The organism is Saccharopolyspora sp. 7B (genome assembly GCF_020177435.1).
Lineage (GTDB): Bacteria > Actinomycetota > Actinomycetes > Mycobacteriales > Pseudonocardiaceae > Saccharopolyspora_C > Saccharopolyspora_C gregorii.
Genome location: NZ_JAIUKC010000238.1, coordinates 5,260 through 8,718, shown reverse-complemented (window position 1 = coordinate 8,718; position 3,459 = coordinate 5,260). Strand labels below are relative to the sequence as shown.

The window sequence follows — 3,459 nt, the reverse complement described above, 5'->3', positions numbered from 1 at the left end:
GTGCCGGAGCGGGCCGGGGTCGGCCGGGCCGGCTCGGAGCGGGCCGGGTCTGATCGGGACGAGCCGGACGGGGTGGCGCCGGGTCGGGCGGTGCCGGACCGGCCGGGGGCCGGGAGGTGCGACGCGCCGGTGCCCGCGGCGGTCGAGAGGGCGGCCGCGGACGTCGGGCGGCACCCGGATGCCGGATGAGCCGCTGCGCCGACCCGGGCAGCGGTGGTCGTCGCGGAGCTGAGCGTTCGGGGTGACCGGATCACTCGGACGGCTCAATCTGAATCCACGCAGAACGTGAATTGATTTCATTTCCGCTGATCTTCGATTAGCGTCCGGCCCGAAGCCGACGAGAGGACTCGCAGATGGCCGGGCCGCACCGCATCACCGCCGCACTCGGCGTCGGCGCCCTCCTCGGCGCGCTCGCCCTCGCCCCCGCCGCAGCCGCCGCCCCCGAGCCCGCCGCACCCGGCACGTCCGGGTTCACCGCGCCCGAGGCCCCGGACCACTGCGGCGGGCAGTGCCACCACGTGCTGCCCCCCGGCCAGAACGGCAACGCCACGCTCGCCGAACTCGCCGGACACCTGCTGTTCGGCACCAAGCCGAAGCACTCCGACGACCAGATCGCGCCCTACGCCGACCTGGCCACCGGGTACAAGCAGCTCACCACCGGCACCATCGACGAGTTCTTCAGCGACAACTCCTTCGGCGTCGAACCCGACGACGTGGACCGCACCTACCGGCCGCGCGAAGACGTCACGGTCGTGCGGGACAAGTCCGCCGGAGTCCCGCACATCTACGGCGACACCCGCGCGGGCACCACCTTCGGCGCCGGGTACGCCACCGCCGAGGACAAGCTGTTCCTGATGGACGTGCTGCGCCACGCCGGACGCGGCGAGGTCAGCCCCTTCGCCGGCGGCGCCCCCGCGAACCGCGAACTGGAGCAGAGCTTCTTCGCCACCTCGCCCTACACCGAGGAGGAGCTGCAGCAGCAGATCGACAGCGCCGCCGCATCGGGACCGCGCGGTGCGCAGGCCCTCGCCGACGCGCAGTCCTACGTGGACGGCATCAACACCTACCTCCGCGAAGCCCACGACGGCCGCTACTTCCCCGGCGAATACGTCGCCACCGGCCACGTCGACCCCATCACCAACGCGGGCGAGATCGAACCCTTCGAGCTCACCGACCTCGTCGTGCTGGCCTCCGTCGTCGGCGCCCAGTTCGGCGGCGGAGGCGGCAACGAAGTGCAGCAGGCGGTGGCCCGCATGTCCCTGCACGAGCGCTTCGGGCCCGAACGCGGCGAACAGGTCTGGCGCACCTTCCGCGCCGAGAACGACCCCGAAGCCATCTCCACCGTGCACGACGGCAGCGAATTCCCCTACGCCGCCACCCCGGACGACCCGCAGGGCCGCGCCATGCCCGACCCCGGCTCCGTCACCGACCAGCAGCTCGTGTTCGACGAGACCGGCTCCGCCGCCGAACCCGACGCCGCCGCGCCCGGGCCGCAGACCGCCCCCGAAGCCGCGCCCGAACGGCCGCTGCCCCGCGAAGAGCAGGTCGACGCGCTGCGCGGCATGTTCGACGACGGCGTGCTGCCCGCGGGCATGGCCGAACCGCGCGGCATGTCCAACGCGCTGCTCGTCTCCGGCGAGCACACCGCCAGCGGGCACCCCATCGCCGTGTACGGGCCGCAGACCGGGTACTTCGCGCCGCAGCTGCTCACCCTGCAAGAGCTGCAGGGACCCGGGATCTCCTCCCAGGGCGCCTCGTTCGCGGGACTCAGCTTCTACACGCTGCTCGGCCGCGGCCAGGACTACTCGTGGAGCGCCACCACCGCCGCCCAGGACATCATCGACACCTACGCCGTCGAACTCTGCTCCCCGGACGGCGGTTCCGTCACCAAGGACGCCGACCACTACCTGTTCCGCGGTGAATGCGTGCCGATGAAGCAGGTCGAGCGGCGCAACGCGTGGGAACCGAACCTCGGTGACGACACCCCCGCCGGCTCCTACCGGCTCGTGTCCTTCCGCACCGAGTACGGGCCGATCACCCACCGCGCCACCATCGGCGGAAAACCCGTCGCCTACACCACGCTGCGCTCCACCTTCCAGCACGAGGTCGACTCGATCATCGGGTTCCAGCGGTTCAACGACCCCGGCGAGATCACCTCGCCGGAAGCGTTCCAGCAGGCCGCGAACGACGTGAACTACACGTTCAACTGGTTCTACGCCGACGCCGAGCACACCGCCTACTTCAACTCCGGGGCCAACCCGGCGCGGCAACCGCACGTCGACCCCAGCATGCCGGTGCTCGCCGACCCCGCCCACGACTGGCAGGACTGGAACCCCGACGGGAACACCGCCCGGTACCTGCCGCCGGAGCAGCACCCGCAGTCCGTCGACCAGGACTACTACGTCAGCTGGAACAACAAGCAGGCGCCCGGGACCAGCGGCGCGGGCCTCAACAAGGGCGCCGTGCAGCGCGGCGACCTGCTCGACTCCCGCGTCCGCGGACTCGTCGCCCAGGGCGGCGTCGACCGGGCCGAACTGACCCGCGCCATGTCCGAGGCCGCCGTCGCCGACCTGCGCGCCGAACGCGTGCTGCCGGACCTGCTGCGGGTGCTCGACAGCGGGCCCGTCGACCCGGCGCTCGCCGGGGAGATCGACTCGCTGCGCGCCTGGCTCGCCGACGGCGGTCTCCGCACCGAAACCGAGCCCGGCAGCCGGGAGTACGCGCACGCCGACGCCGTCGAACTCCTCGACGCCTGGTGGCCGCAACTCACCCGCGGCATCTTCGAACCCGCCGTGGGCGCCGACGCCTACCGGGCGCTGACCGGCGCCGAGCACATCAACGAATCGCCCTCCGGTTGGCAGAACGAGGAACCCGGGCTGCACGTCGGGCAACCGCACCAGGGCTCGGCGTTCCTCAACGGCTGGTACGGGCAGGTGTCGAAGAACCTGCGCGGCGCGCTCGGCGACGAGGTGCCCGGCGGGTTCGGCACCGGGCCCGCCGCGCCCGGGAACTCGCTGTGCGGCGAAGGAGACCTCGACGCGTGCCGGCAGGCGCTGCAGGACAGCCTCCGCGCCGCCGCCGACACGCCGGCCGAGCAGACCTACCCCGGTGACGCCGACTGCGAACCCGGCGACCAGTGGTGTGCCGACGCGATCGTGCACAACAAGATCGGCGGCATCGCGCACGACCCGATCAGCTGGCAGAACCGGCCGACGTACCAGCAGGTGGTGGAGTTCACGTCCCACCGCTGACCCGCCGCGGAGTGAACGGACCGTTCGTCCAACGGGATCGGACAAGCGGTCCGTTCACTCCGAGACCGGTGTGCAGGCAGCGCCCCGGCACCCGTGCGCGGTGTGGAGTGGACGGGGCCCGGGGGGGCCGGGGGGGGGGGGGCCCGGGGGGGGCCCCGGGGGGGGGGGGGCGGGGGGGGCGGGGGGCGGGGGGGGCCCCCCCCCGGGG

General features: G+C 73.0%; 2 protein-coding genes. Both read left to right on the top strand.

The window, feature by feature from the left end; genetic code table 11:
• Positions 1–189, top strand: a 189-nt coding sequence (locus LCD33_RS27785) for a hypothetical protein (RefSeq protein WP_224962734.1), incomplete at its 5' end; no start/stop codon positions are given.
• A gap of 164 nt (positions 190–353) precedes the next feature.
• Positions 354–3,251, top strand: coding sequence for a penicillin acylase family protein (locus LCD33_RS27780; protein WP_224962732.1), 2,898 nt, complete (start codon positions 354–356; stop codon positions 3,249–3,251).
• The last annotated feature ends 208 nt before the right edge of the window (positions 3,252–3,459 follow it).

Coding starts and splice junctions, on each gene's coding strand:
- LCD33_RS27780 (WP_224962732.1), top strand. CDS start 354: ATGGCCGGGCCGCACCGCATCACCGCCGCACTCGGCGTCGGCGCCCTC.